Annotated in this window: 31 protein-coding genes and 1 tRNA gene; 29 read left to right on the top strand and 3 right to left on the bottom strand. The window is 62.1% G+C overall.

The genetic code is table 11. The annotated features are described in order from the left end of the window. Nucleotides 1-558: 558 nt before the first annotated feature. Nucleotides 559-756: a hypothetical protein gene (locus tag KHU32_RS15750; RefSeq protein WP_213671112.1), complete on the top strand. Its 198-nt coding sequence runs from the start codon at nucleotides 559-561 to the stop codon at nucleotides 754-756. A gap of 87 nt (nucleotides 757-843) precedes the next feature. On the opposite strand, the gene KHU32_RS15745 is transcribed toward KHU32_RS15750, so the two are convergent. Then, a tRNA-Ser gene (locus KHU32_RS15745) sits at nucleotides 844-942 on the bottom strand. Nucleotides 943-1055: 113 nt separating this feature from the next. Continuing rightward, nucleotides 1056-1286: a helix-turn-helix domain-containing protein gene (locus tag KHU32_RS23560; protein WP_213671111.1), complete on the bottom strand. Its 231-nt coding sequence runs from the start codon at nucleotides 1284-1286 to the stop codon at nucleotides 1056-1058. A 221-nt stretch (nucleotides 1287-1507) separates the two neighbouring features. On the opposite strand from KHU32_RS23560, the gene KHU32_RS15735 reads away from it, so the two are divergent. The 3 genes from KHU32_RS15735 (at nucleotide 1508) to KHU32_RS15725 (ending at nucleotide 2432) form a co-directional block, all read left to right on the top strand. Next, complete coding sequence (locus KHU32_RS15735) at nucleotides 1508-1867, top strand: helix-turn-helix domain-containing protein (protein ID WP_213671110.1); 360 nt, start codon at nucleotides 1508-1510, stop codon at nucleotides 1865-1867. A gap of 92 nt (nucleotides 1868-1959) precedes the next feature. After that, nucleotides 1960-2220, top strand: a complete 261-nt coding sequence (locus tag KHU32_RS15730; protein ID WP_213671109.1) for a hypothetical protein — start codon at nucleotides 1960-1962, stop codon at nucleotides 2218-2220. Beyond that, complete coding sequence (locus KHU32_RS15725) at nucleotides 2220-2432, top strand: hypothetical protein (RefSeq protein WP_213671108.1); 213 nt, start codon at nucleotides 2220-2222, stop codon at nucleotides 2430-2432. Before KHU32_RS15730 ends, KHU32_RS15725 begins: the two co-directional genes overlap by 1 nt. 1 nt (nucleotide 2433) lies before the next feature. On the opposite strand, the gene xseB is transcribed toward KHU32_RS15725, so the two are convergent. After that, nucleotides 2434-2667 carry an exodeoxyribonuclease VII small subunit gene (gene xseB / locus KHU32_RS15720; protein WP_213671107.1) on the bottom strand — a complete coding sequence of 78 codons (234 nt, stop codon included), beginning with the start codon at nucleotides 2665-2667 and terminating at the stop codon, nucleotides 2434-2436. Nucleotides 2668-2761: 94 nt separating this feature from the next. On the opposite strand from xseB, the gene KHU32_RS15715 reads away from it, so the two are divergent. The 25 genes from KHU32_RS15715 to KHU32_RS15595 all read left to right on the top strand — a co-directional run bounded on the left by KHU32_RS15715 (nucleotide 2762) and on the right by KHU32_RS15595 (nucleotide 18837). Next, nucleotides 2762-2947 carry a hypothetical protein gene (locus KHU32_RS15715; RefSeq protein ID WP_213671106.1) on the top strand — a complete coding sequence of 62 codons (186 nt, stop codon included), beginning with the start codon at nucleotides 2762-2764 and terminating at the stop codon, nucleotides 2945-2947. Between the two features lie 10 nt (nucleotides 2948-2957). Beyond that, a complete protein-coding gene (locus KHU32_RS23475; RefSeq protein ID WP_213671105.1) occupies nucleotides 2958-3854 on the top strand; it encodes an ADP-ribosyltransferase in 897 nt (298 codons plus the stop codon). 9 nt (nucleotides 3855-3863) lie between these two features. Continuing rightward, nucleotides 3864-4019: a hypothetical protein gene (locus KHU32_RS15705; protein WP_213671104.1), complete on the top strand. Its 156-nt coding sequence runs from the start codon at nucleotides 3864-3866 to the stop codon at nucleotides 4017-4019. Between the two features lie 3 nt (nucleotides 4020-4022). Then, nucleotides 4023-4970 carry an ADP-ribosylglycohydrolase family protein gene (locus KHU32_RS15700; RefSeq protein ID WP_213671103.1) on the top strand — a complete coding sequence of 316 codons (948 nt, stop codon included), beginning with the start codon at nucleotides 4023-4025 and terminating at the stop codon, nucleotides 4968-4970. A gap of 39 nt (nucleotides 4971-5009) precedes the next feature. Beyond that, a complete protein-coding gene (locus tag KHU32_RS15695; protein ID WP_213671102.1) occupies nucleotides 5010-5474 on the top strand; it encodes a hypothetical protein in 465 nt (154 codons plus the stop codon). A gap of 33 nt (nucleotides 5475-5507) precedes the next feature. Further along, nucleotides 5508-5780 (top strand): hypothetical protein, encoded by a 273-nt coding sequence (locus tag KHU32_RS15690; RefSeq protein ID WP_213671101.1) that lies wholly within the window; start codon nucleotides 5508-5510, stop codon nucleotides 5778-5780. Beyond that, nucleotides 5780-5977 carry a hypothetical protein gene (locus tag KHU32_RS15685; RefSeq protein ID WP_213671100.1) on the top strand — a complete coding sequence of 66 codons (198 nt, stop codon included), beginning with the start codon at nucleotides 5780-5782 and terminating at the stop codon, nucleotides 5975-5977. The genes KHU32_RS15690 and KHU32_RS15685 overlap by 1 nt, the downstream gene beginning before the upstream one ends. Nucleotides 5978-5999: 22 nt before the next feature. Then, nucleotides 6000-6515, top strand: coding sequence for a hypothetical protein (locus tag KHU32_RS15680; protein WP_213671099.1), 516 nt, complete (start codon nucleotides 6000-6002; stop codon nucleotides 6513-6515). Then, on the top strand, nucleotides 6512-7453 hold the full coding sequence (gene thyX / locus KHU32_RS15675; RefSeq protein WP_213671098.1) for an FAD-dependent thymidylate synthase: 942 nt from the start codon (nucleotides 6512-6514) through the stop codon (nucleotides 7451-7453). The genes KHU32_RS15680 and thyX overlap by 4 nt, the downstream gene beginning before the upstream one ends. 116 nt (nucleotides 7454-7569) lie before the next feature. Then, nucleotides 7570-7950 (top strand): BRCT domain-containing protein, encoded by a 381-nt coding sequence (locus KHU32_RS15670; RefSeq protein ID WP_213671097.1) that lies wholly within the window; start codon nucleotides 7570-7572, stop codon nucleotides 7948-7950. A gap of 1 nt (nucleotide 7951) precedes the next feature. Beyond that, nucleotides 7952-8374: a DUF7831 domain-containing protein gene (locus KHU32_RS15665; RefSeq protein WP_213671096.1), complete on the top strand. Its 423-nt coding sequence runs from the start codon at nucleotides 7952-7954 to the stop codon at nucleotides 8372-8374. An 8-nt stretch (nucleotides 8375-8382) separates the two neighbouring features. Next, the gene (locus KHU32_RS15660; protein WP_213671095.1) at nucleotides 8383-8772 is read left to right on the top strand and encodes a hypothetical protein; all 390 of its coding nucleotides are present in this window, start codon (nucleotides 8383-8385) and stop codon (nucleotides 8770-8772) included. Next, entirely contained in the window at nucleotides 8769-9143 is a 375-nt protein-coding gene (locus KHU32_RS15655; protein ID WP_213671094.1) for a hypothetical protein, read from the top strand. The genes KHU32_RS15660 and KHU32_RS15655 overlap by 4 nt, the downstream gene beginning before the upstream one ends. A gap of 82 nt (nucleotides 9144-9225) precedes the next feature. Continuing rightward, a complete protein-coding gene (locus KHU32_RS15650; RefSeq protein ID WP_213671093.1) occupies nucleotides 9226-9570 on the top strand; it encodes a hypothetical protein in 345 nt (114 codons plus the stop codon). 10 nt (nucleotides 9571-9580) lie between these two features. After that, entirely contained in the window at nucleotides 9581-9949 is a 369-nt protein-coding gene (locus KHU32_RS15645; RefSeq protein WP_213671092.1) for a hypothetical protein, read from the top strand. A gap of 131 nt (nucleotides 9950-10080) precedes the next feature. Then, nucleotides 10081-10416 carry a hypothetical protein gene (locus tag KHU32_RS15640; RefSeq protein WP_213671091.1) on the top strand — a complete coding sequence of 112 codons (336 nt, stop codon included), beginning with the start codon at nucleotides 10081-10083 and terminating at the stop codon, nucleotides 10414-10416. 71 nt (nucleotides 10417-10487) lie between these two features. Then, complete coding sequence (locus KHU32_RS15635) at nucleotides 10488-10625, top strand: hypothetical protein (RefSeq protein ID WP_213671090.1); 138 nt, start codon at nucleotides 10488-10490, stop codon at nucleotides 10623-10625. Beyond that, the gene (locus KHU32_RS15630; RefSeq protein WP_213671089.1) at nucleotides 10622-11119 is read left to right on the top strand and encodes a hypothetical protein; all 498 of its coding nucleotides are present in this window, start codon (nucleotides 10622-10624) and stop codon (nucleotides 11117-11119) included. Before KHU32_RS15635 ends, KHU32_RS15630 begins: the two co-directional genes overlap by 4 nt. A 75-nt stretch (nucleotides 11120-11194) precedes the next feature. Beyond that, nucleotides 11195-12451 (top strand): hypothetical protein, encoded by a 1257-nt coding sequence (locus tag KHU32_RS15625; RefSeq protein WP_213671088.1) that lies wholly within the window; start codon nucleotides 11195-11197, stop codon nucleotides 12449-12451. Beyond that, a complete protein-coding gene (locus KHU32_RS15620) occupies nucleotides 12441-13187 on the top strand; it encodes a WbqC family protein (RefSeq protein ID WP_213671087.1) in 747 nt (248 codons plus the stop codon). Before KHU32_RS15625 ends, KHU32_RS15620 begins: the two co-directional genes overlap by 11 nt. Further along, the gene (locus tag KHU32_RS15615; protein ID WP_213671086.1) at nucleotides 13147-13836 is read left to right on the top strand and encodes a PIG-L deacetylase family protein; all 690 of its coding nucleotides are present in this window, start codon (nucleotides 13147-13149) and stop codon (nucleotides 13834-13836) included. The genes KHU32_RS15620 and KHU32_RS15615 overlap by 41 nt, the downstream gene beginning before the upstream one ends. After that, nucleotides 13833-15335: a hypothetical protein gene (locus tag KHU32_RS15610; protein WP_213671085.1), complete on the top strand. Its 1503-nt coding sequence runs from the start codon at nucleotides 13833-13835 to the stop codon at nucleotides 15333-15335. Before KHU32_RS15615 ends, KHU32_RS15610 begins: the two co-directional genes overlap by 4 nt. Next, on the top strand, nucleotides 15332-16261 hold the full coding sequence (locus KHU32_RS15605) for a ParB/RepB/Spo0J family partition protein (RefSeq protein ID WP_213671084.1): 930 nt from the start codon (nucleotides 15332-15334) through the stop codon (nucleotides 16259-16261). Before KHU32_RS15610 ends, KHU32_RS15605 begins: the two co-directional genes overlap by 4 nt. 37 nt (nucleotides 16262-16298) lie before the next feature. Next, nucleotides 16299-16922, top strand: coding sequence for a hypothetical protein (locus KHU32_RS15600; protein WP_213671083.1), 624 nt, complete (start codon nucleotides 16299-16301; stop codon nucleotides 16920-16922). Then, complete coding sequence (locus KHU32_RS15595) at nucleotides 16903-18837, top strand: hypothetical protein (RefSeq protein ID WP_213671082.1); 1935 nt, start codon at nucleotides 16903-16905, stop codon at nucleotides 18835-18837. The genes KHU32_RS15600 and KHU32_RS15595 overlap by 20 nt, the downstream gene beginning before the upstream one ends. Nucleotides 18838-18889 lie beyond the last annotated feature (52 nt).

Genomic DNA, 18889 nt, shown 5'->3' with positions numbered 1-18889 from the left:
GCCCTCTCCGTGACTCGGGGTCAGTGGAGGGCCATCGCCTTTACTGCGATTGGTTCCAGGACGGTGACGCAGAAACAGGTTTGAGGGTTGTGCCGGCGTTACTTGGGTGCCGAAGATCGTTTCGACACCAAACAATGAAGGGATGGAGCTGCGGGTCGGCGCGGCCCAGGGCGAGCGTCACTCCGGCCAAGCGATCGCGGGCGTATTCCTCGCTCAAAGATACAGACCTGAAATAAATATAAACTCAACGATATCAGGACATTGCACTATAAACCTGAATAATTTAAAAATATACTATAAATCAAAATCCGAAATTAATCCCTGAAATTCAAATATTACGTTGTAAATATAAATAAAAATGCCATCTTCCTGTGGCCCGACACGCCAAGATGTCCGGCCACAGGGATCAATGACATGACTGGAATCGACAGCGCGGCTCCCGGCCGCCGCATGAATTTTCCCGATCGCCTCAGCATGATGACGGCACCCATTCGGAATCTCTGGCGCGGCCCGAAGGGCTTCCTCACCGCCACCCTCCGAAGGGTCAGGGCGAGACCGATGACCTGGACCGCCATCCTGGCGGTCGGTGCCCTGGCATGCCTCCTGATCAGGAGTGCCCATCTCGGCACGGTCCTCGTGGGCGCCATCGGCGTGCTTTGGATGTGGCAGGACATGATCGATGAAGCTGCGGCGGCCGCCCATAAGAGAGGCGCGACATTGCCGGATGACGCGCCTCTCCTGACCCTGCACAGGTGATGATGAGCCCGCACTGCCGCGGCTCATCCCGTCGGGGCAAATCGGCGAACACTCGAATTCGCCGTGAGATTTCTCAGAGAAGAAAACTGGCGGAGGGGATGGGATTCGAACCCACGAAAGGGATTATCTCCCTTTAACGGTTTAGCAAACCGCCCAGGCCGTTTTCCGACCCCTAACCTCCCTTCCAAAATCAACGATTTCAGTCGATTATATCAGGCAGAAGAGGCGGAACAAGCGGCGAACGCGAAGACAGGTATAGCCATCAGTATAGCCGGAATTTGGAAGTGGGGTAGAAACCGTTATAGCGGCCCCCCACCAGCTAATCGAACCCGAAGGGCCTCTGCATCGACCCGCCGTATGGCGAGGATACCCCGGATGCCTCGCTTTTCTGAAGGCAGGACTCCTTGCCGGACATAACGCAGGATCGTGCGGGAAGAGACCCCAATAACATCCGCCGCCTGAGCAGTGGATAGGACATCTCCCTGCCGAATTGATTTACCAAACGTCGCAGCATTTGAAGTATTGGTCATGATCAGAAGCCCCCTCCTTGGTGCTGTCCTGGATCATATGCTGGTAACCATTTGACGTTAGTGTCGCAAGTGTCGCAAGTGTCGCGAATGTCTGCTGGCGCTAAATCTGACCATAGCCGAAAACTCTCCTTCACGGGGCCATGGAGGGTCCGGCCGAAGAGGAAGAACGATTGCCCAAGGAGGGGCATCTTCCTCGACTTCGGATGAGAGGAGATCGTTCGATGCCGGTCATTTACGTCACCAAAGACGCGGCCACCGCCCCGCCCCCTCCCCCATCCAGGATGATCACAATCATCCGATACAAGGCCCCACCGTTGCGGCCTCTCACGGGCTCCAAGAGCTCGAATTGGGGGGCCTGCCTGCGCGAGATGCGGGTCAATGCCGGGCTCAGTCAGCGACAGCTCGCCAGCATCACCTCGATCGACCGCGCTATCATCCGCCGCATCGAGGCCGGCACCGCCCCGGGCAACATCGACGTCATCGAGAAGATCGCCTTCTGCCTCGGCTTCGAGTTCGACCTGATGATGCTGCCCCCCTACCAAGACCCAAACCTACCCGAGACATCGCAGGCGATCGCGTAAATCCGCCGTGCACCCAGGTGCACTACGAATTTTCTCTTGCTCATGCAGGAGGCCCAGCTACGCAAAAGCCGAGGCCAAGGAGGGCCTATCTCATGATCAGCAATCGACGTCTGGGCATGCTTGGGGCGGTGCTCGCCATGCCAGGCCTTGCCATGGTTCGCGTGGCCGAGCCTCGCGTGACCCAGGGAGAGGAGCTGCCCCGCCAGCGGTCCCAAGAGAGCGCGGCCCTGCTGCCCCGCCCGGCCGATCCCAACACCCGCGCGAGTGTCCCAGGCAGCGTGCGCCGACGCCTGGCTCGGGAAGCTGCGAAGGCTGCCGACCGGGCCAACGCGATGGCAGGGGAGACCTCCTAATGGCCGACATCCTGCCGATCGGCACTAAGATCCAGTACACGGGCAATGCGCTGTGGAACGGCGTCATGCGCGACGACACCGGCACAATTTCCGACAGTCGGGCTGTCGTTGGCAACGGTGCCGGAAAGCTGGGCTACCGCTGCACGTTCAAGGCAGGCATCGCCTACCTGCACCGCGAGGAATTCGAAGTCCTGGCGACGGCGTCCGTCTGACCTATTCGACGTCTCGAAGCGAGAGGCCGCCGGCACCTTCGACAACCGCCTGCACCTTGGCCTCCGCTTCCGCCAGCTTGGCCTCGCAGTGCCGACGCAGTGCGGTGCCTCGCTCATATTCGCCGATGGCTTGAGCCAGGGTGCTTTTGCCGCCTTCAAGAGACTTAACGATGCCCTCGAGCTGGCTCAGGGCCTCTTCAAACGGCAGGTTTTTGATCTCGTCTAGGTCCGACATACCGCTTCCGGCTCCACTACCACCCACGCCCGGCCAGGCACCCGCCCCACCAAGCTCCGTTTCCTTAGCATAAGGGCTCTACCGGAGTTCGGCCATGAGCAAGGAACGCCCTCTCGTATTCGGAAGCCCCGACATGCGAGCCGACGATCTCTACCTGATTGCCCGCCGGCACGAGAGCATCCTCGACCCAAGAGAGGTCGAGGTTCTGGAAGCCGCCCGGCGGGAGCTTGCCGCCCACCACGAGGCAAGGCGACCGGTATATCGGATGCTCCACGAGTGAGGGCGTCTAGGTGAACTATTTCTGGCTCCGCAAGAACAACCCTTACCGTGACGAGTTCGGGCGCTTCAGTTCGGCTGATGAAGCGTCCACGACCTTCGCCAAAGATAAATCCGGGGCGAAGGTGACCTTCACGAAGCCCTCGCCAACCAAGCATGTTGCACACACGCCGACGGAGCTGACCGGGAGCCAGGACGTGACCCTGGATGCGCTCCATCGGTACGGGGAGTCGAGCAAACCGTGGAACGAGCAGAAGGAGGCCCCGTCCGATGAGGAGGCCAGGACAGCGCTGTGGAAGGCCAAAGGGCTGGACGCCAAAGGCCGCCCCGAGCGCATCGAGATAGACCAGGCCAACCCCAGCTTCGCCAACGGGCTGATGTCCCATTACGCTAGGCAGCACAGGCTCTCGAAGGAACAGGCGACTGCTGTCCTGGCCTATCAGGGGGCCTCTTACGACGCGATGAACGACCATTTCCGCAAGGACAAGGCGGTGAGCGAGTCGATAAAAGCCAAAATTAAGCAGGTGGATGCCGCCGCTGCGGAGGGTGAGCTACCTGCAAGTATGACGATGTACCGAGGGATCGGGACCACGAATCCCGACCGCTACCTGAAGGATCTGAAGGCCGGAAAATCGAAAATCCTAAGCGACAAGGGCTACACGTCCGTGACGTGGAACAAAGAGGTCGCCGTCAGTTTTTCCAAGGAGAAGGAGCATCAGCTCATTCTGCAGTTCGAGCTTCCAAAAGGGACCAAGGGTCATCTGATGCATGACCAGTATGAGGGGGAGTTCCTCATGCCCCGGGGAGCTGCTTTTCGTCTGAAATCCGTAGAAGAGACCACCGACGATTTCGGAAGGAAAATCTACAGCATCAAGGCGGATTTCATTGGACACCGCAGGTCGGAGGCATAGGTTAGTCACATGCAAACCCTAACCAAGAAGTCGATCCCCCCGATCGACACCGGGCTCCCGAAGAGCCTCCAGCCGAAAGAACCCACCAACCGGTTCGGCTGGAACGACGATGACGTCGAGCTGCTCGACGAAGAAGTCGAACCCGATACCAAGCCCAAGGCTTAGCCCATGATCACGCCCAAGGATGGGGCGTTGGGGTGCTTCATCGGCCTGGCTGTCGGAGACGCTGTCGGCACCACCGTAGAATTCCTCGCTCGTGATTCGTTCCCTCCCATGACCGACATGGTCGGAGGCGGCCCCTTCAAGCTGAAGCCAGGCCAGTGGACCGACGACACCAGCATGGCAATCTGCCTCGCAGAAAGTTTGCTGGTTGATCCGTACCTCGACCAGGATGACCTGCTGCGCCGTTTCGTTCGCTGGTGGCGCAAGGGCATGAACAGCAGCACCGGCCACTGCTTCGACATTGGCAACACCACGGCAAGCGCCTTGCGTCGCTTCGAACGGGGCAAGACCTCGGCGGCTCTTCACGGTGAGGCCGGCCAGGGCGAAGGCAATGGCGGCATCATGCGTTTGGCCCCCGCAGCGATCGTGTGGAATCTTGATGCCAAGATGGCAGTGAAGGTGTCTCGCGAGCAGAGCGACGCCACCCACGACGGCCGGTTGGCTGGCCAATGCGCGATGCTGCTAGGCCGGCTCTTGTCCGATACCATCGCGGGACGACAGTTCCGCTGCCCTCCTTGGGTACGAGATGCCCGATTGCTCGAGATGTTCAGGGGTCGAAGAGAGCCTCTCGCACGTGATGAAGTTAAATCGGGTGGTTATGTCGTCGATACCCTGGAAGCTGCCTTGTGGTGCGTCCAAGGCACGAAAACCTTCGAGGAAGCGATTCTGTTGGCAGTGAACCTCGGAGATGACGCGGATTCTGTCGGCGCCATTACCGGCCAGATCGCAGGCGCGAAATACGGCCTGGGAGGCATACCAAAGAAGTGGGTCGATCGCCTTTGGGACCGAGATAGGTTGCTCGCTCTGGGAAGCGAGTTATTCGAACTTTCTTCACACTTAGGAGAAAATTCTAAGAATTCCCCTTTGACACATGCGCGGCAACCAGCACAGTAGCTGGGTACAAGACGACTGGCCCAAGGAGGGGCCTTCGCAATGAGCCAAGATCTGAATAGCGCGCTGAGCTCCGCCGCCGAGTACATTCTCTCCGGCACGGGCATTCAAGTCGCTGCCGCAGAAGCCGGCGAAGAGTTCTCCCTAAACCCCAAGCTGGTCTTGAACCGCCTCTTGGCGCGGCATTCCGCGACCGTCGAGACGCTGGTGGAGAAGCTCCTGGCCGCTCAGGGCGCTATCAGCATGGCCGCCGAGATGGCCGCGCAAGAGAAGCTCACCGCCGCAAAGCTGGTCGTTCAGCAGATTGCCGGGCAGTACCGCCTTCAGCCCCAAGCCATGGAGCTGGTTGGCCGGCCCTTCGAACTAAAGGGCGTTCAGTACCTCTACGTCGTCAGCGACGCGGCCTGCACGGCCTGGGCAATCCGGGCAGTTAGGCTGTCCGACGCCGCCCCCTGGAAGTTCCGCAAGGAGGTGGCCAGCCGGATTTACGATCAGATCAAGGACTAGCTCTGAACTCAACATGCTCAAGGAGGAGCATTCATGCGAACCATCCGCCAAGGCGGCGTTGCCATCGGCTATGACGTCCAGTTCGACGATCTCCCGGAAGCCATCCGCACCGCACTTCTCGCGCGCAAGCCAACCGATCTGGTGCGCGGCACCGACCCCCGCGATTTCCCGCGCGACGAGGAACATGCACGCCAGTGCAGTTACTGGATCGCCCTCGATCTCGAGCGGACGCACGTGTTCAGCATCATCGAGAACGGGGCCTCGTACCTGAAGCTCGTGGCCGGCCGCCGCTCGGTCGCCGCCTGATGGCCAAGATCACCTTCACGGCCGATCAGGTCGAACATGCCACCATTCTCGCGGCCCTTCGCTTCTACCAGGAGAAGGGTATGGGCGAGCCGGACAACCGCTCTAACGAGATCCACCACATCGCTACGGATGGTGGTGAGGTTATCTCGCTCGACACCGCCGGCATCGACGCGCTCTGCGAGAAGCTGAACGCCTGATTTCCCACGCTCAAGGAGGAGCATGACCATGACCAAAGCGTTGACCCCCAATATCCCGAACCTGACCCGACTCGCGGAGGTGCTTTTTGCCCTGCCGCAGGGGTGGAAGATCGACCTCGACACATATGCGACCGCCGGTGAAGGCGTCGGTACGCATGCCTGTGGCACGACCGTTTGCGCCATCGGCTACGGAGCGCTCGACCCCGTTCTGATGAAGCGCGGCCTGCGTATGACCGGCCCGGACGACATCCTGATCAAGAGCGTCGCCCACTTCAACGCCGTGGTGAAGGCAAACCCCGGAAGCGACTTCGGCATCAAGATCAAGGGGCAGACGAGCTTCGCGCCCGGCGTCACCGACGCCGCGTTCTTCGGCATCGACTCGATCGCGTGGAATGCCCACTTCCAGGACTGTGGGTACGGGCATCTCAAGGGAAAGCCGACGGCCCGAGACGTCGCCATGAAGCTGAATAAGACGTTCAAGCTCGGCCTCAAGGCGCCCCGCAAGTCGCGAGCCAAGGCGGTGGAGATCGCGGCATGAGCGGCCTGACCATCGAACAGAAGAACGAGATCGTGCTGGCCAGGTCGGAGGCCCGTCCAACCCTGCGGCCGACCGTGTCCGCCCTCGAGGAGTGGATGCATAGGGCGATACCTGTCCTCGATCACGGCTTCGTTCGCCTCGTCGACTACATGGGCGATGACAGCGCGATCGTGCAGGCTGCTCGGGTGTCTTACGGGCGTGGCACGAAGACGCTCACCGAGGACGAGGGCCTGATCCGTTACCTGATGCGCCACCGCCACAGCACGCCCTTCGAGATGTGCGAGATCAAGGTGCACTGCAAAATGCCGATCTTCGTCGCGCGCCAGTGGATTCGGCATCGCACGGCGAACGTGAACGAGGCGTCGGCGCGCTACTCGATCATGGACAAGGAGTTCTACATCCCAGAGTCGGCCCAGCTCGCAGTCCAGTCGACCGCCAACCGACAGGGGCGTGGCGAAGTGCTCGACCCGCAGCAGGCCGAGGATGTGCAGCACCTGCTCTTGCGCGACGCCGAGCAGAATTATCGCAGCTACGAGTGGATGCTGAATGAGGACGAGCACGGCCTACCGCTCGACCGCAGCCGGCCGGGGCTGGCCCGCGAGCTCGCCCGTATGAACCTGACGCTGAACACCTACACCCAATGGTATTGGAAGGTGGACCTGCACAACCTGCTGGGCTTCCTCTCCCTGCGGGCCGACAGCCACGCGCAGTACGAGATCCGGGTCTACGCCGACGTCCTGCTCGACCTCGTGAAGACCTGGGTGCCGATGACGCACCGGGCCTTCCTCGACTATCGCCTCGGCGCCGTGACGCTCTCCGCGCAGATGGTGCAGGTCGTCCATCGCAAGATGCTCGGCGAGAAGGTGACGCAGGCCGACAGCGGCCTGTCGAAGCGCGAGTGGTCCGACTTCAAGGCAGCGATGCAGCTCACCGACTGAAAAACCGCGCACCCAGGTGCACGAAAAACCCTGAACCTACCTACGCTTTTTCCTTGAACCGCAGGTAGGCCAAAGCACGATCGACTCATCGAAGAGCCCAAGGAGGGGCACTGAGGATGAACCCAAGTCGCCATTTTGCCCGTATCAGCAATGTTGTCCTGACCGGCCCGGCTGTCACCGCAAATGGTGATGTCGTGCTGCGTGCTGACCTGATCTCGCAGGCAACCAAGCTGGGCTGGAACATTCAGAAATCCGTGCAGGCGACGACCGAGATGCTGGTCGCCAGCCGGGCCGACACTGTGAAGGCCCGCGAGGCGAAAGAGCGCGGCATCATCGTCGTGACCTACGCCGAGTTCCTGGCCCAGATCGGGCCTGTCCCTGCCACTGGCACCTATGACGGCAACGTCGATTGGGTGCCGCCCCCGAAGAAGCTCTTCGCGAAGGCGTTGGCCCAGGCCGCGCTGCTCCCCGAAGACACGATGGTGGAGTTCATCTGAGATGAAGCAGAAGCCCGGGCGCCTACTCTATGCGACCTTCTACAACATCGACGTCTGTCGAAAGCACCCAAGCGCCCTGTTCATCTACGGGGACAATCTGGTGCACGTCGGCACGGGCGGCACTGCGTGCATACGCCGCGAACCGAACTCGCTGGGGGTTCCGACCAAGAAGGTGCCGGCCATGCATGACCTGGCTTACTTCACCGACGATGACTTCCAACAGGTATCGCACCACATTGACCGCGCCTTCGGCAAAGCTCGCGAGCAGCTCGAGGCTGGTGGCGATGTGGTTCTCCCCGCAGGTGGCCTAGGCACCGGACGGGCCGGTCTGGCGCATCGAGCGCCCCGCATCTTCGCACACATCACTGATCACGTGACCGTACTGAGGAAGATCGCGTCCTCCGTCTACGCGCTGGCGGCATAGGGGCAGCCATGAACGAAAATCCGGACCTAGAAGCCTTGGAGTGGGTGCTCAGCCAGGTTGTCCACCACGGCATCCCGACGGGCATCAGCGACATCGAGTACGGCGACAACCTCGACAAGCTGAACCGCGTCCAGGCGCTGATCGAGCGCGTGAAGGCGACCGAGCCAATGAAGCAGGTCTACCGGGTGATGCAGGAGCAAGGCTGCTTCGTAGTCATGGAGGTCACGCGCCAGAGCCTGGCCGAAGACCTGGAGATTCCGGAGCACAAGCTGCCCTCGAACGAGGACATCGATGAGATCGTCGGGCAGGTCGCCGAGGGTAACGGCACATACACCGAAATCATCCTCGAAGGCATCCGCGAAGTGCTCCGAGAGAAGCTGGGGCTAAACGATCTATGACCGATCTCGACGCCATCAAGCTGCTGCTCAAGCTGGCGCGGCACCACGACCTACAAATCCCCAACGACATGAGCGAATTCGCGGTCGTGGACGCCTACCTGCTGATTGAGAAGATGGTCGAGCGGGTCGAGAAGGCAGACCCACAGGAGCAGGCATTCAACGCCCTGGAGAGCAACGGAACCTTCGCCATTCTCTACCTCACCCGAGCGGAGATTGAGGAAGCCAACGCCTCCGGCGCGCCGCTCCCAGACAACGCCGTATTGGCGTCCTGGATCGGCGAGGCTGTCCATTACGACGATGCTGTGACGCTACGAGACACCGTCCTGTCGAGCATCAATAACCTCAGCAAGGATTACGTAGAAAAAATCTAGTAATATTATAGATTTTTACTTGCTAATTTCTAGGTGCCGAATAGTTTGTAGTTGTCACGGAGATCCAAGGAGGGATCGAAGTATGGACCATGCAGTTGTCGCCCGCCACGCAGCGGGCAGTCAGTCTTGGAATAAGCAGACGATTAACTCGCTCCTGCTTTCCAATGATCGGGCCGTCGAGCGCGCTCTCTGCCGCCTCCATGACTCCCAGACCCAACACGAACAGACGATCAACAGGGCCAAGGCGCACAATAACGCGGGTTTCACGGCCCCCGATGCGCCGGCGCTCAGCCCCCTGGCCGCCAAGGTGAAGCGTGGCTGGAGGCTCTATCCCAGAGAGCTGGCTGTGGCCCGAGCGCTCGATGACAAGGGCTACTGCCGGCTCGCCAAATACTGGCGGCAGCTCCTTACCCACAACTCGAACTGAGGAGGCCGCCATGGTCGCCAAAATCCACACCCAGCCCAAGCCGGCCGAGCAAGCATTCCCAGGCGTCACGGTCCTCTCCGAATGGAAGCCGCCGATGCAAGTGATCTTCGAGAAGCAGATCGCCAAGAACAACGGGGAGCCGGTCATGCTTCGGGCCACCATGAGCAACGGCTCGATCCGAAACTACCTGGTCAGCCAGATCCTGGACGGCCAGTGGGCGGTGGTCCGCAAGGACGGGCAGACGCAGGAGCGCCTGCTGAATCTGAACCTCGTCGCGAATATGCACTTCGACCCTGTATCGAAGGCCGCGAAGGCCATCGCCGCCTTCCACGGTGTGGACGAGGGCGAAGACGGCGACGCGGGCGAAGACGAAGACTAAGGGCTGACCCCCACGAAATTGGGAGAGGCACGGAAAGCCTCTCCCCAGGACACCGGTGGCTGGGATTCCCTCAGCCCGGTTTTGCGGCCCCCAGAAAGGCCGCGAACAACACAGCAATGGAGTGCTGAACTATGAACCTTTTCGCCAAGACGATCGAAGATGCCCTGGTCGAACTCGGTGGCCCCGTGGTCGTCGACATGGTCCTGCAGAACGTCGGCCGCACGTCCTTCCTCGTGGAAGCCGTCGAGGACGAGGTGATCATCGCGACGCACAAGCCGTCGGCGACCGGCCGCTCCCGCATGATCAATTCGAACCATATCGTCGAGCTCCTGCTGCCGATCGGCCGCCCCTCGCGCACCGAGACCGTCGTGATCCCCGGCGGCGTCTACGACCCGCGCACGCCGCGCCAGCCGGCCCCGGCGGTGAGTGAGGCCGACGCGACCGAGCTGCCCGAGGCGGCCGAGTAAGCCGCACCGCGCGGTTGGGGCGGGGCCTAAGCCCCGCCCCCTTCCCCATCGTTGCCAAGGAGGGCGACCCAATGAAGAACCCCGTGCCCGCTATGCTGCGAGAGGCCAAGGGCGTGGCCTTCAGCTTCGATTCCCGAGCCGCCGCCTGCCTGCTCCTAGGCCTCTATGGCGTCCTCCAACTGCTGTCCTGGCTGGGGTCGCACAGTTGAGCACCGCCAGCACCCGGTCGGCCTATGAACCCCCCAGCTACCGCTACAACGACGTCGCCCGCGCGGAGGGCCAGATGCTCTTCGATAAGGCCTGGCGCGGCATCATGGCCCAGGGCCGCAAGTCCCGCTCTACGAACGGCTGCGTCTACCAGCTCGACTCAAGCTGCTACTGCGCGATCGGCCATAACCTCACGGACAGAGCCCGCGCCCATCTGGCAAGCGATCCGCGTAGCAACAACGCCGCCGTCCACGACCTCGGCCGCCTGCTCGTCGACTACCCTGGTGATCTCGGGACGCTCTGGCCGCACCGAACTCTGCTGAACGCAATCCAGCTCGCCCACGACGAGCCCTCCGAGAGCCAAGGGCCGGCGTATCTCGAGCCTTTCCTGCTGCGGATGCAAACCGTCGCCAAGACCTTCTCGCTCTCCCTCGCAACGCTGCAGGACGCGGTACGCGCATCGGGCCTTTTCAAGCAGCCCACTCAGACTTCCTGACCGGCCTCGCGGCTTTTCCTTGATAGAAAATAGTCCGTGTTTACAGATACTTAGAGCCAGAATTGAAAGCCGCAAATGACCCTCGCATCCGAGTTTTTCTACCAGCCCTTGCCTCCGACCAGCCTGTGGAAGCCCGACGGCGCCGATCACAAACCGCTGGCCGCCGCGCTCCACAACGAATGGCAGGGGCGCTTCGCTGCGGTGGGCCTGGAGCTCCCGTCGATGGACGCCCCGATCGAGACGCTGAAGCCGTATCTCGAGAACGCGCTGAAGGTGCTGATGGAGAAGGAGGCCCTGCCGGTCTACCCGGTGACCATGCTCTCGCACGGCGGCCGGAAATGGCGCGGCATGAGCGCGATGCAGAAGGGGATTCGCTTCGGTGATCCGACGATGGCCGCCCGCTGCGCCTCGGCCCTGGCCCGTATGTACCCCACTGACTGCCGCCGGCGCCTGGCTGTCATCGCCCTGGAGGACGTAGGGCTGGCCAACCCCTGGGCCGCCACCCTGGCCAACCTCTGGACCGCCAACAAGAAGCTGCGCCGCTCCATCCTGAAGGCCCCCGAGGACCAGGCTGCCTGGGTCGCCGCAGCGCTGTCCACCGGCGCCAAGACTCGAGACCTCTGCCTGCTGGCCGTGTGGGCGCAGAGCAAGATGCCCGAGGCGACCTACTGCATGAACCTGGGGCTGACGGAGCGTGAGGCGCTGATCGGCTACGCCGCTGACCAGCTCATGCCGGTCGGTCCGCGCCTCGCCGCGATGTTCAAGCTCAGCGGCAACGCGAAATGGGGCGCGATCCCCGGCCCCAAGGGCGCCGGCGTGGCGAACCACCAGGAGATGCTCCGCAAGGCGAACGCGCCGACGCTGATTCAGATCCTCTCGGAGGCGAACTATCGGTCCTGCCCGGACAACCATTGGGTCGGGCTGCTGATCTCCTGGGAGATGCTGCTGGCCGGAACCGCCACGGTCGAGAAGGTCGCGGTCCCCCTGGCCAAGATCGGCATCTGCTACGCCGCGACCTTCGACAAGCACGTGTCGGAGGGGAAGCGGTCCCTGATGGCGTTCGCCTCCCAGCACAGCCCGCTGCGCCATGCCTGCGAGAAGTTCGGGGTGGGCACGTCCGACGTGATCGGCTCGCTGGCCTTCTACCATGAAGGCGCCTTGGTGACGCCGCACCTGACGACGCCGCAGACCCGGAAGTTCTTCGATGCGTTCATCGAGGCTAGGGTGCTGCTCGACGGCGTGCCGAACCTGCAGGTCTGGAGCGAGCTCCTGCACGCCTTCGACCAGTCGCTCCCGCAGATCAACAACGTCCGGCGCCAGCATGCAGCCTAGTCCCTACCCTCGCCCGGTGGTGTCCAGTCATCAGCCATCGCTTTGGCCATGGGTTGGCTATTGGGCGAAGGTCGCCGCGTCGGACGTGCACATCATGACCTGCGGCGTCCAATTCGATTACGGCGGCTACCAGAACCGCGTGCAGCTCGGCGCCGCCTGGCTGACGTTGCCCGTGGAGCGCTCCGCGAAGGCAGGCATGGTCCAGGACGCCCGATACCATCCCGAAGCCATTCCCAGGTTGCGCCAGACGGTCCTGGAGGCCCTGGCCGGCAAACGGTGGCCCGGCGCTGAACAGATCAGGTTCATCGTCGCCAGGACATTCGACGATCCGCCGATAGGCAATTTCCTGCTCGATCTGAATATCCAGGGATTCAAAGCAGTTTCCCAGGTGCTCGGACTCACGCACGTGAAGACCTTTCTAGACACCCAAGTTCCGGATGGAAGTTTTAGCAAGACAGAGAGGCTCGTGGCTCGAATTCAGCGCCATGTTCCGGAAGAGCGTATTAGTTATCTTGCTGGCAGTGGGGCACGCGGATACTTAGATCGAGCCACGTGGCCGAGCGGTTGGTCGCTTCGGTTCCAGAACGCCAAGGAGGGCGTGGCGCCGGATACGGTTCTGTCGGTGATCGCTAGGCGCCCCGACGATGCTCTGTCTGTTGTCCTTGGTGCTTTCGGCTATCAGCCGTGGAGCGCCCGTGACGAAGCGCATTCTGGCGATCTCGCCGCACTCGGATGATGTCGAACTCGGTCTGGGGGGCTACCTCCACCGCGAGAACGTCCGGTCGACGATCCCCTGCCACACCCAGGTCGTCGTAATCGCCCAGGGCTCCGGCTCTGCCAGCCGACAGCGGCCGACCGACGGCTGGGTTCGGAACGAGGAAGGCAGCGCCGCAGGCCAGGTTCTTGGGTGCGCCAGCTATGACTTCGTCGGGCTGGCCCCGGACGGTGCTTTCGGCAGCACCCCGCGCGGCGGCCTGGTGAAGTCCCTGGAGCACTTCTTCTACGCCGAGGGGCCCTGGGACGAAGTCTTCATCCCCCTCCCCTCCTACCACACCGACCACACCGTGACCTACGAGGCCTGCCTCGCGGCGCTCCGGATGCGGAAGGGCTTCGTCTCGCCCCGCCGGATCTTCGCCTATGAGTACCCCGCGAATTGCTGGGGGCCGCAGGCGCCGGCGACCGGCAAGGTCTATGCCGCCCTCCAGCCCGCCGACCTGCAGGCCAAGCTGGCCGCCCTCGCGAAGCACAGCTCGCAGTGGGTGTCGGTCCCCGACGCGCCGTACATCGGACTCGACCATGTCGAGGCCTTCGCCAAGGTGCGCGGAGGTGAGTGCGCTGCGCCGGCAGCCGAGCTGTTCTACCTGCTGCGGGAGATCGGCGCATGAAGCTCCTCTTCGACCCGATCTATTCGGGCAAGCCCCGCCGCTGCAGCTCCGCGAGCAAGTACAAGAAGCTAACGGGCCGGCTGCTCGCCGCCCGCCCCGACGTCTTCATTTACTGGCGGGTGCCAACCTGGATGGACGAGGAGGATCGCGCCTGGCTGCCGTCCGATCCTCGCGTGAAGTACATCGAGGTGCCCTGCAACCGCTACGACCGGGTCCGCGAATACCAGCACATCACGCCCGACCTCGAGGATCAGATCAGCTTCAACGGGAGCCTCTGGGATGCCGACGTCGTCGTTACGATGCGCACCCAACAGGTCGCCGCGATGCGCACGATCATGGGCTCGCCGCGCCAGCACCGCTTCACGTGGATGAAGGGCATCTTCCTGCTGGAGGAGATGCTGATCGCTGGCTTCCGCAAGACGGTGCCGGTCTGCCATCAGCGCTCGCAGGAGGGCCTGTCCCTGCTCGGTCACGGCGTGGCCGATGGCTCCTACATCACGGCCAACCACGTGCGCGCCGGCCTGATCGACCTGGCCCGCCAGGAATGGAGCCCGTCCCGCGTCCGCGAGCTTATGGCCAAGGTGAAGCTCGTCTCGCCGCTGCTCTTCACCGACTTCGAGGCGAAGGCCCCGGAGTTCCGCTACGTGCGAGGCCAGGGGCCGTTCCGGCCATTCCATGTCGGCCGCATCAATGCCTTTTCCAGCCGCTGCGAAGAGACGTTCTCCGCCCTCGATAAGAGCTGGATCATGCGCGGCGCCGGCATGGCGCCCGAGGCGTCTTCGCAGTCGGAGGGCAGCAAAGTCGAGGTGCCCGAGAGCGTGACGCTCGGCCTGAACGAGCGGGAGGAGTTCCACCGCAAGATCAAGCAGGAGGCTCACGTCTGCGTGAACAACGCGCTGGACGCCGAGTTCTCTATGACGGTGCTGGAGCCGCTGTGCTTCGGCACACCGGTGATCCTGCCAGACGCTGAATGGTCGCGCGCCCTGTTGGGCAACGAATACCCATTCTTCATCGGGGGCAGCGAGGCCAAGATCTACTCGGCGATCGCCGCCTTCGAGGCTGACTACGACAAGCTCTATGCCCAGTTCCTCGAATGGCGCGACACCGCTTTCGTCGAGCGCATGAGGCCCGGTGGCCTGTTCGGCCACGACATGTACGCGACGCTCGAAGCCGATCTGTTCGGCTTCTGCGACGACATGCGCACCCAGGTGCACAAGCAGTGGGGCAAAACCGGCCTCGAGAACGAGGTCGTGCTCGCCATCCTCAAAGCCTGCGAAGGCAAGGAGGAGATGCAGTTCTTCGACGTGATCCGTGAGATCGCGGTCAAGGGCGAGTTCACAACGCTGCGGGTCAACCTCCCCGAGGCAGCCCCCCGCGCGAAGCTGTCCCTGTCGTTCATGACCGCCTGGCCGATCTACCGGCTGCAGCTCCAGGTCCTGCACGGCTGGGAGGATGCCTCGGCCGAGCCTGGCCACATGAAGCGGAGTAAGCCGGCATGAGCGCCCAGACCAAGACTGACTCGATTGTCCGCCTGGACAAAGTGCCGCTGAGCCTGATGGTTCCGGACGAGGACAACCCGAACCGCATGCCGGCGCGGGCCTTCGATCTGCTCGTCGACAACCTCGAGCGTACAGGCTTCACCGACCCGGTGCTCCTGCGACCGTTCGACCTGCCGGCCTTCGAGGCGCTGCGGGCCAAGGCCGCCGGCGACACCGCTAAGCTGCTTGCGCTGGTCGAGCATGCCCAGTGCCGTTTCAAGATCGTCGGCGGCCACCACCGCCGCGAAGGTGCTCTGTACCTCGGCTTCGATAAGGGGCCGGGCACCATCATCGTCGACCCGGAGTTCGACGACGAGGCTGCCGCCTTCCAGATGGTGCGCATGAACTCGATCCGAGGAAAGATGGACCCGGAGGCGTTCGTGCGCATGTACCAGAAGGTGCAGGCGAAATATGCCGACGAGATCCTGCAGGACATGTTCGGTTTCGCCGAACGCGCCGAGTTCGAGAAGCTGGTCAAGTCGACGGCCAAAGGCCTCCCGAAGGAGATGAAGGACAAGTTTCTCGAGGGTGCCAAGGAGGTGAAGACCATCGACGGTCTCGCCAAGCTGCTCAACGATCTGTTCACCCGGTACGGCGACACAGCCCCTTACGCCTTCATGGTGCTCGACTACGGCGGTCAGCAGCATGTTTGGGTTCAGGTGTCGAAGGCGACGATGAAGTCGCTGCGCACCATTGGTGAAATCTGCATCACCGAAGGTCGCACCATGGACTCCATTCTCGGCAAGTTCGTCCAGGCAGTCGCCAACAATGAGTTTCCCGACTTCCTGAAGGCCGCGATCGAGAGCACGCCCCACGTCGTACTTCCGGCCAACATGCCGGTGGCCCCGACGCTGAAGAACCTCGAGACGATGAACGCCCTGGACTGATTCGATGGTACGAGACCTAGCCAAGGCGCAGAAGCACATGAAGCGCCAGTTCGCCCCGATCGGGCTCGCGCTGAACGAAAGCCAGCTCAAGGCTGTGTCCGAGATGCTGGACAGCGGCATGCCGGTGACCAAGGTCGCGCGGCACATGCAGGGCACTTGGGGCGTCTACAAGGATATGCCCGAGGCAGGCGTAGTGAAGCGTGTCCGAAATTTCCTGACGAAGCACGTCAACCAGGACAAAGACGACCGCATCGGGCGAGAGATCCGCAAGAAGGGCATCAACCGCTTCAATGCGAACGTCAACGTGCTTCAGGAGCTGTACGAGCTTCACGCGATCCAGAAGGCTCGCGTCGGCAAGGCGCTGATGATGGAGAACAAGACCTCGCTGTTGATGGCTTCAGTGCAGGGCGAGATCCGGTGCCAAGCCGACATCCTATCACGCATCGCCGCCGTTCATCTCGACACAGGCATTCTCCCCCGCGCGCCGAAGAACCTGAAGGGCGAGATCACTGACCCCCATGGTCGTGTGATGAAGTTTGATTGGACCGAGAGCGACGACAGCCTGGTTCGCCTCATCGAGTCCGAAGACGCATTGGAAGGCGAAGCTGAGGAGACCGAAGAAGACGTGGAAGCGGGGGCCGGTGTCGCGACTCCTCATTGATATTTGCCGTCGGCTAAAGGAGCTAGGGGAGGCAGGCGAGCACGTCCTCGCACATGCGGCGACGATCGCAGGTAGGGTTCCGCGAGCAGCCTATCTGAAGGAGGCGTTTGCCCACCTCGGCCGCATGCACTCGCTCGGTTGGAAGTTCGTGCGTGTGCCGGTCGACGTCCAGACTTTCCTCGAGTCACCGGCCTTCTTGAAACAGAAGGGCGAGATCTATCCGAAGGTCATGGCGGAGATCATTGAGCTCAACAGCGGCCGTTACACAGAGGCTGTGCTCACAGGCTCCATCGGCTCGGGCAAGACGACTGTGGCTCTCTATACCCAGGCGTACCAGCTCTACATCCTGTCCTGCCTGAAGAACCCGCAGAGGGAATTTGGACAGAACAACTCGGCCGAGCTGACGATCGTCTTCCAGTCGATGAACGCCGCCCTAGCCAAGGCCGTCGACTACGATCGCTTCAAGACGATGATCACCCTGTCGCCCTACTTCCAGCGGCATTTTCGCTTCGACAAGAGCCTCAAGTCGGAGCTGCATTTCCCGAACCGCATCATCGTCAAGCCGCTGTCTGGCGCGTCGACGGCTGCCATCGGCCAGAACGTCATCGGCGGCATCATCGACGAAGTGAACTTCATGGAGATCACGGAGGCATCGAAGAAGTCGGCCGACGGCGGTGTCTATAACCAGGCTGTCGAGGTCTATAACTCGATCGCCCGCCGCCGTAAGTCGCGCTTCATGCGGCGTGGTGCTTTGCCCGGGATGGTGTGCCTGGTCTCGTCGAAGAAGTACCCTGGCGAGTTCACGGAGCAGAAGTCCGACGAGGCGAAGCGTGAGCTCAATGAGCGCGGCTCCACGACAATCTTCGTCTACGACAAGCGCGCCTGGGAAATTAAGCCCGAGGATCAGTTCAGCCAGGCGTGGTTCCGGCTGTTCATCGGCGACCTGAGCCGCAAGCCCTCCATCCTCACGGACGACGAGGTCGTGCCGCCCGAGGACGAGCACTTGGTGATGCGCGTGCCGGAGGATTGGCGCAGCGAGTTCGACAACGACATGCTGTCGGCACTGCGCGACGTGGCCGGTGTGTCGGTGCGTGCTATGCACCCCTACATCCTCGAGCCCGAGAAGGTCACGAAATGCTTCGGCGTGGTGAAGTCCGTGCTCTCGCAGCCATGGGCGGATTTCCGTCTGCAGTGGCCTCTGATCCACCCAAAGCGCATCAGCCAACCGGCCGAGCCTCGCTACATCCATCTCGATCTTGGTCTCACAGGCGATAGCTGCGGCGTGTCTATCGGGCATGTGTCGCATTTCGTTGAGGTGAGGCGCGGCAACGCGGTCGACGCGCCAGTGGAGTGCCTTCCCTTCATCCGCTTCGACGTGGTTCTGCAGGTGAAGCCGCCGAAAGGCGGCGAGATCCACTTCGACAAGATCCGCCAGCTCATTTACCGGCTGCGCGAGGAAGGTATGACGATCCGTTGGGCCAGCGCCGATCAGTTCCAGAGCGCTGACAACCTCCAGATCATGGCCACCCAAGGCATCATCACAGGCCGACTCTCGATAGACAGCACGAGCGTCCCCTACGACATCAGCAAGCAGGCCTTCTATGACGGCCGCGTCGCTTGCCCGGAGCAGGCAACAGCAATGGCCGAGTGGAGCCGCCTCGAGCGCAACCCGAAGACCGGGAAGGTCGACCATCCCGCCAACTTCTCGAAGGACATCTCGGACTCAATGGCCGGCGTGATCTACGGGCTAACCATGCGCCGCGAGATTTGGGCCCGACATAAGATTCCGCCGGTTCGACTGCCGAAGTCCCTGTCTGATGCCATGGCCAAGGAAACGGCCAAAGCACAGCGCCAAGAGATACGGCACCGCGACATTCATTTGACGACCGGCACGCCGATGGAGGTGGGGGTTTAATCGTGCACCCGGGTGCACAACCCCATTGCTTATAAAATAGTTCTCGTCTTAG

The sequence above is a fragment of the Roseococcus pinisoli genome, from assembly GCF_018413645.1.
GTDB classification, from domain to species: domain Bacteria; phylum Pseudomonadota; class Alphaproteobacteria; order Acetobacterales; family Acetobacteraceae; genus Roseococcus; species Roseococcus pinisoli.
Note: the sequence above shows the minus strand (reverse complement) of the source record. Positions and strands in the feature narration are given on the sequence as shown.